A 6,567-nucleotide genomic window follows, 5' to 3' on the forward strand; every position below is an offset into this window, starting at 1 on the left:
TTTGAAACTAATAAACATGAATAATGTTTCTCTAATACTAATTTTACACATTCAAGTTTAAATGTGTAATCATATTTCACTTTTCTTTCCATAAAAATACCCCCAAATAGTGTCTAACTTTTTGGGGGCAGTCTATTTTAGTGATGTTTTTTTTGTGAATAAATTTGATTATTTTAAATCTAAAACCTAACTGATTTACTTTTTTATAATTACAGGAAATGCGTCTAATGGCTCTTCAAAGGCAATAAATAAAACACAAGGCCCTGAATTTACACATTTTGCAATATGAGGTTTATTTGATGGACCATAAGCATAGGATCCTACTTTCATAATTTGAGTGCTTTCTCCTTCATAAGTAACGTGTAATTCACCTGAAATTAGAATCATTCGTTCTGCAGAATGATGCCAATGATTTGGAATATCTGAGTTCGCTTGCACTTTAAAAAAAACATCTAAATTTCTTTTTACAGGATCTCCATGTAAAACAGCAATAGAACAACCTTCTGGCATAAATGGCGGGCAAGGTCCCCATTGTAAATCCGCATCTTTATCTGTAACTAAAACAGACATCTCACTTTCAATTCCCACATTTTGCTGAGCAAAAATAGTTAACGTTACTAAAAAAAATGAAATAAATAAAATGATTTTTAGATTTGATTTAATAGTTAATAGTTTCATAATTATTATTTTTTAGGTTATTCACTTGGTTTAATATTTTGATTTACACTAAATAAATTAGCTGAATCGTATTTTCTTTTAATTTTAGTTAATCGCTCATAATTGTGTTTATAACTTGCTTTTACTCGATCTTGTCCTTCATCCATCATAAAATTAGAATAGGCACCTCCCGACGAATAAGGATGCAATGCTTCCCAATAATCTTTACACCATTTAGTAATTTTGTCAGCATTTTTTGAATCTGGATCAACACCTACAATAACACCTGCATATTTTGCATCACGATAAGCCCAAGGCGTATCTTCGGCTCCAACTCTACTTGCAGCTCCACTAATTGGATATAAATGCATTTGAGAAAGAGGTGTTGGAATTTTTGAACCAAAATTTAAATGTTGGGCTCTAATTTCTGAACCTAATTCATTAAAAAAGTCGGCTCTCCAATACCATTGTAAACCTGAAGGCATTAAACCATCAAATAAAGTTTGAATAGATGGATATGGCATTTCACCAACATGTTCAAATAATGGATTCTTTGCTAAAATAGGTTTGAATGCTTCTTTGGCTTTATTCATATTGCCTGTATAACACCAAACTATACCACAGAATTGCTTGTTATGCAAATGTTCAGGAAATGGTGGTCCAGGTATAATCATGGTTGCAATAAATCCATTCAATTCATCAGGAGAACTATTTAGAAATTTATGATACCATTCCATTATTTCTTCTGTTTTTTCAATAGGCCATAAAGTTGGGCCACCATAAACAGTTTTAACAGAATGTGCTTGAAATTTAAAGGAGGTTACAATCCCAAAATTTCCACCACCACCTCTAATAGCCCAAAACAAGTCAGCATTTCGATTTTTATCTACCGTTACAAAACTTCCATCAGCCAAAACCATATCAGCTTCCAAAAGATTGTCAATTGTTAATCCATATTTACGAGATAAATGTCCAACACCACCACCCAATGTTAACCCACCAACACCTGTGGAAGAAATAATACCTGCAGGTATTGCTAAGCCAAAAGGATGTGTTGCGTGATCTACTTCTCCCCAAAGGTTTCCGCCACCAACCCTAACAGTATTATTAGAAGTGTCTACTCTAACATATTTAATTCCAGACAAATCGATTACCAATCCATCATCACAAAGGCCTAGACCTCCTCCATTATGTCCACCTCCTCTTACTGCAATTAATAAATTATTTTCTCTTCCAAAATTTACAGAAGCAATAACATCGGCAACATCTACGCACATAACAAACATCCCAGGATGTTTATTTATCATCCCATTATAAACTTTACGAGTCTCACTATAATTTGAATTTTTCGGAAGAATCAATTCTCCCCTAATTTGAGTCCCAAATGCTTCAATTATTGAAACATCTAGGTGTTTCACTAAATTTTTCATGATTTTTAATTTTTAGTTAGTACTCAAATGTATTTCAAAATAAATAGATCTATCAGTACATATGATTCAAAAAACTATAATTTTAAACCATTTTAAATTTTTAAAAAAAGTAACACTTAAATGATATGCTGCTGCATATATTTTGAAGGAAGAATACCATATTTATTCATAAAACATTTTGAAAAATATGTCGGGCTATTAAACCCTGTTTCATAAGCTATTTCAGAAATATTACCTTGCTGTTTATGCAATAAATTTAGGGCTTTATGCAACCTAAATTCTCTTAAAAAGCTATTTGCAGATTTTCCTGTTAGGTTCATTAATTTTCGATATAACTGAGATTTACTATAACCCAATTCTTTACTAAAATTATCGACATTAAAATTAAGTTTATTCCAATTGAATTCCGTAAAATCCATTAAATGAGTGAGAAACTTTTCTTCTGAAGGTCTTAATGAACGAATTAAATCTGTATTTATATTAACATTTCTATTTTCACTTTCATACAAATCTTTTACCTCAGCTGAAATAACTAGTTGTTCTTTAATTACCTCACACATTCTTGTTGCTAAAGTAGTTGCTTCTTCAAAAATATTATCTTTATCTGTAACAGGAACACCTGAACTTAACCCAATTTTAAGTTGTCGATTTATTGGATCAAATTTAGGGGTAACGTACTTAAATTTAAATTGAACTTTTAATGCGCATAACACCGCGTCGGAAACGGATATAAAAGATACCAAATAACTATTATTGTCTTTTTTTACGATTCTTCCTTTAAACTGTTTCAAGGTTTTTAAAACACTATAATGAAATTTTTGTGTAAAAATATTATACTGATTTGATTCTAATCTATTCAAATAATCGCTTGTTTCAATAACCATTATAACTCTAAAAGCTGGGTCATTAATAATATTTAATTTGGTATTTTGAGCTTTTTCAGGATCTTCAATACGACCAAGAAATGATTCAACTATTTTTTCATTTACTTCAATAATACTATGCGGAAACTCACCATGTGCATGATTGTGCATTTCCTGAATGGCCTTTTTATTAGGTGCTTCTATTAAACAAAATGCTGTTTTTCTATTTTCATCACACCAGTATGTCATCCCTTTACAACCATATAAATGTTGTATTTTTAAATCTGCTTGATGCATTTCAGCCACATGTTCAGCGGTAATTTCTTTCGGAATGTCGTGACGGTCCATGTATATTGGCATAGTAATATTTTTATGCAATATACTCAACATAAATTAATTATCCAATAATACTTTTCACAACACTCTTATTATCAATAAAATAAAAAAAGTTATGTTTATTTAAAAAATTATTCAAACAAAAAAAACCTTCACATTGTGAAGGTTTTTACTATAATATAACTTAAATATTACTTTTTAAATTTAGCATATTTAGTTTTAAATTTGTCGATACGTCCTGCAGTATCAACTAATTTAGTTTTACCAGTGTAATAAGGATGTGATGTTCTAGATATCTCTACTTTTACCAAAGGGTATGCAACACCATCCACATCAATCGTTTCTTTTGTATTTACTGTGGAACGTGTTAAGAATACATCTTCATTTGACATATCTTTAAAAGCAACCATTCTGTAATTATCCGGATGTATATCTTTTTTCATCTTGAACTCGTTTTAAATGTATTTTTATTTTTGAGACTGCAAATTTAACCATATTTTTGAATATTCAAACAATAAATTTATTTTATTTACATAAATGTTCAAAAAATCATGAGATATTACTTTACATTAGGTTTTTTAATAATTATTTTAGTTACCAGTTGTAAATCCGACTACAAATTTATATTAAATGCACCACAAAAAATTGCTTCAAATAAAGAATTTACAATTAATCTTTCTGAAAAAAACGATAAACACATTGATTCAGTTCAATTCCTTTTAAATGATGTTAAAATACCTCAAAGCAATAATTCTGCAACAATTAATCCTGCTACTTATAAATTAGGAAAACAAATAATTACTTCTATTGTATTTTTTGAAGGTAAAACTGAGAAGATAATAAACACCATCTATTTTTTAGCAGAAAATGCTCCAAACATTTATACATATAAGGTTATTAATACCTTTCCACATGATAAAGAAGCTTATACTCAGGGTTTGGAATATTATAATGGTTTTTTGTACGAAGGAACTGGTAAAAAAGGAGAATCTTCCATTCGAAAAACAGAATTAATTACTGGGAAAGTTCTTCAAAAAAAAGAATTAGAATCTGAATATTTTGGGGAAGGAATTACCTTGTTTAACAGTAAAATATTTCAATTAACTTGGAGAGGTGGAAAAGGATTTGTGTATGATTTAAATACTTTTGAACGAAAAAGTGAATTTAAATATTCTAAAAGTATAGAAGGTTGGGGACTAACCAATAACGGGGAAAAGTTGTTAAAAAGTGATGGTACAGAGCGAATTTGGATTCTAAACCCAGATACCTTAATTGAAGAAGACTATATAGAAGCATATACCAACCAACGTAAAGTTGAAAATTTAAATGAACTGGAATATATTAACGGCTTAATATATGCTAATATTTGGCAACAAAACACGATTGTAATAATAAACCCTTTGTCTGGGAAAGTAGAAGGCGTGGCAAATTTGGATGGCCTGAGGGAACTTGTTGAAAAAAATCAAAAATTAGATCCAAACGATGATGTTTTGAATGGAATTGCCTACGACAAAGTTTCCAATCGATTATTTGTCACTGGTAAACATTGGAACAAACTTTTTGAAATTGAATTGATAAAAAAATAATTGCTTCAATTAAATATTTACGTTTATAAACCATATTTAAAATGAGAATAAAGGTTTCTTTTGTTTTATTTGTTACTATCGTTTTTCTCCTATCTTGTAGAGACGATTTTAATAGTATTCAAAGTTCCGGCAATCTCACTTTTTCAAAAGATACTGTTTTTTTAGATACTGTTTTTTCTAATATTGGTTCAATCACTTATAATTTAAAAGTTTATAATAAAAGTAACAAGAACATAACGATCCCTTCGGTACGATTAGCAAAGGGAGAAGCTTCCTATTATAGAATACAAGTTGATGGTAAACCTGGTAAAATTTTTAATAATATTGAAATTTTGGCAAAGGATAGTATTTTTATTTTTATAGAAACAACCATAAATTATAATCAAGTTTCAAATCCGATTTATATCGATGAAATTCTATTTGAAAGTGAATCCTACGTTCAAAATGTTAAACTAGTAACATTAGTGCAAGATGCTCATTTTTTATTTCCATCAAAAAACGCACAAGGTATTATTGAAACTATTTCTATTGGAGAATCTCTAAAAATAAATGGATTCTATTTTAATAATAATGTAACTTTTACCAATAACAAACCTTATGTGATTTATGGTTATGCCGCAGTTCCTGAAAATAAAACTTTAACTATTGAAGAAGGTGCTAAAATTTATTTTCATTCAAATTCAGGTTTGATAATCAGTAAAAATGCTACCTTAAAAGTTGAAGGCACCCTAAGTAAAAAAGTAGTTTTTGAAGGTGACCACTTAGAACACACATTTAGCAATACTCCTGGACAGTGGGGAACAATTTGGTTACGTTCTGGAAGTAAAAATTCTTCCATTAAAAACGCTGTTATTAAAAATGGAACAGTTGGTATTTTATCAGATTCAATAAATTCAATTATAAATCCAGCCCTAACTTTAAAAAATGTTGAAATTTATAATAATTCTAATTTTGGAATATTAGGAAGAGAAACGTCTATTTACGGAGAAAACGTGGTGGTTAATAACAGTGGACAATCTTCTTTAGCTTGTACCATTGGAGGTACTTATTCTTTTATTCATTGTACATTTACAAACTTTTTGAATAATGGATTTCGTGAATATCCAGCAGTGCTTATCAATAATTATTTTAAATCCCTTTCGGGTAATTCTAACATAATCGAAACAAGAAACTTAGCCGTAAATTTTACAAACTGTATTATTGATGGAAATAATAACATTGAATTTTTATTAGATAAAGTTGAAGGTTCTGCTTTTAATTTTAAATTCTCAAATAACCTTTTAAAATTTAACGATCCAAATAAAACATATGCCAATTTACCGCAATATGACTTTAATAATACAACAAATTATGTTGGAAATATTTTAAATGGAAACGCCGATTTTAAGTCGCCTTCAACCAATCTATTAAAAATTGGTGTAAATTCTGATGCTAAAAATAAAGCTTCAATTAATGGCACTCAACAAGTACCACATGATATTTTAGGTATACTTCGAAGCTCTCCTGCTGATATTGGGGCTTACCAGCATTAAATTTTTAATTGGTTATTGTTTTACTGATTGTCCGTTTTCTGTCATAACCCTGTAATACCTGCTATTACTAGCCTATCGAATAATTTTTCTTCAAAATATCTTCTGTTAAGCTTATAAACGAACTCATTTAGGTACAATTGAAGATATTTTCCTTTAATTTTAT

General features: G+C 29.3%; 6 protein-coding genes and 1 pseudogene. 2 read left to right on the plus strand and 5 right to left on the minus strand.

The genetic code is table 11. From position 1 onward, the window contains the following. Positions 1-195: 195 nt before the first annotated feature. From Q8S45_RS01350 to Q8S45_RS01365, 4 genes are all read right to left on the minus strand, one after another. Positions 196-678: a cupin domain-containing protein gene (locus Q8S45_RS01350; RefSeq protein ID WP_305600529.1), complete on the minus strand. Its 483-nt coding sequence runs from the start codon at positions 676-678 to the stop codon at positions 196-198. 17 nt (positions 679-695) lie between these two features. Then, the gene (locus Q8S45_RS01355) at positions 696-2,087 is read right to left on the minus strand and encodes an FAD-binding oxidoreductase (RefSeq protein WP_305600531.1); all 1,392 of its coding nucleotides are present in this window, start codon (positions 2,085-2,087) and stop codon (positions 696-698) included. A gap of 116 nt (positions 2,088-2,203) precedes the next feature. Next, on the minus strand, positions 2,204-3,310 hold the full coding sequence (locus tag Q8S45_RS01360) for a nickel-binding protein (RefSeq protein ID WP_305600534.1): 1,107 nt from the start codon (positions 3,308-3,310) through the stop codon (positions 2,204-2,206). A gap of 167 nt (positions 3,311-3,477) precedes the next feature. After that, on the minus strand, positions 3,478-3,729 hold the full coding sequence (locus tag Q8S45_RS01365) for a type B 50S ribosomal protein L31 (protein ID WP_305600536.1): 252 nt from the start codon (positions 3,727-3,729) through the stop codon (positions 3,478-3,480). Positions 3,730-3,837: 108 nt separating this feature from the next. Here Q8S45_RS01365 and Q8S45_RS01370 point away from each other — a divergent pair, with 108 nt between their 5' ends. Continuing rightward, entirely contained in the window at positions 3,838-4,872 is a 1,035-nt protein-coding gene (locus Q8S45_RS01370) for a glutaminyl-peptide cyclotransferase (protein ID WP_305600538.1), read from the plus strand. 41 nt (positions 4,873-4,913) lie between these two features. Then, positions 4,914-6,404, plus strand: coding sequence for a hypothetical protein (locus tag Q8S45_RS01375; RefSeq protein ID WP_305600540.1), 1,491 nt, complete (start codon positions 4,914-4,916; stop codon positions 6,402-6,404). A 41-nt stretch (positions 6,405-6,445) separates the two neighbouring features. On the opposite strand, the pseudogene Q8S45_RS01380 reads toward Q8S45_RS01375, so the two are convergent. Beyond that, positions 6,446-6,567, minus strand: a pseudogene (locus Q8S45_RS01380) (IS1595 family transposase); the annotation flags it as partial.

This window comes from Lutibacter sp., from assembly GCF_030692605.1.
In the GTDB taxonomy this organism is placed as follows: Bacteria; Bacteroidota; Bacteroidia; order Flavobacteriales; family Flavobacteriaceae; genus Lutibacter.

What these genes read in the sequence shown, in the direction of transcription:
- Q8S45_RS01350 (WP_305600529.1), bottom strand. Translation starts at nt 678, where the DNA reads ATGAAACTATTAACTATTAAATCAAATCTAAAAATCATTTTATTTATT.
- Q8S45_RS01355 (WP_305600531.1), bottom strand. Translation starts at nt 2,087, where the DNA reads ATGAAAAATTTAGTGAAACACCTAGATGTTTCAATAATTGAAGCATTT.
- Q8S45_RS01360 (WP_305600534.1), bottom strand. Translation starts at nt 3,310, where the DNA reads ATGCCAATATACATGGACCGTCACGACATTCCGAAAGAAATTACCGCT.
- Q8S45_RS01365 (WP_305600536.1), bottom strand. Translation starts at nt 3,729, where the DNA reads ATGAAAAAAGATATACATCCGGATAATTACAGAATGGTTGCTTTTAAA.
- Q8S45_RS01370 (WP_305600538.1), top strand. Translation starts at nt 3,838, where the DNA reads ATGAGATATTACTTTACATTAGGTTTTTTAATAATTATTTTAGTTACC.
- Q8S45_RS01375 (WP_305600540.1), top strand. Translation starts at nt 4,914, where the DNA reads ATGAGAATAAAGGTTTCTTTTGTTTTATTTGTTACTATCGTTTTTCTC.